Source organism: Rhodopseudomonas sp. BR0C11 (assembly GCF_010820945.1).
GTDB lineage: Bacteria > Pseudomonadota > Alphaproteobacteria > Rhizobiales > Xanthobacteraceae > Rhodopseudomonas > Rhodopseudomonas palustris_H.
Genome location: NZ_QTKI01000875.1, coordinates 1 through 397, shown reverse-complemented (window position 1 = coordinate 397; position 397 = coordinate 1). Strand labels below are relative to the sequence as shown.

Annotated in this window: 1 protein-coding gene and 1 pseudogene; one reads left to right on the top strand and one right to left on the bottom strand. The window is 66.5% G+C overall.

The features are described 5' to 3' along the window. Nucleotides 1–185 (top strand): hypothetical protein (locus DYI24_RS28200; RefSeq protein ID WP_205523734.1); only part of this gene is annotated, 185 nt, incomplete at its 5' end. 11 nt (nucleotides 186–196) lie between these two features. Here the strand turns inward: DYI24_RS28200 and DYI24_RS27895 are convergent. After that, nucleotides 197–397 (bottom strand): annotated as a pseudogene (locus DYI24_RS27895) (LysR family transcriptional regulator); the annotation flags it as partial.

The following is a 397-nucleotide window of genomic DNA, read 5'->3' as shown; positions in this document are numbered from 1 at the left end:
GTTCGGGGCGCTTACAACAATCACAACCTCATGGTGAGGAGGCGCGAAGCGCCGTCTCGAACCATGCGCCGCAAGCCATGCGGCTCCTCATCCTTCGAGACGCCCGGCTTTGCCGGGTTCCTCAGGATGAGGACTTCGGACGCTTGGCAAAGGCCAAGTCCGCTTCAATCAATGAAGCGCTCTAGCAAGTCGCCAGTCAGGCTCGCGCCTGCAGCCGCGTCGCGAGCTTCGCCGCAGCCTTGGCACCGGCGGCCTGTTTCCAGATCAGCGTGACGTCGCGCTGCAGCGTCAGTCCGCCGACGTCGAGTGCCCGCAAGTTTGCGTCGCCCCAGCTTGCCGGCGCCAGTGTGCAGCCGAGACCCGCGGCGACCAGCGCGGCGGCGGTGGATTCCTGCCG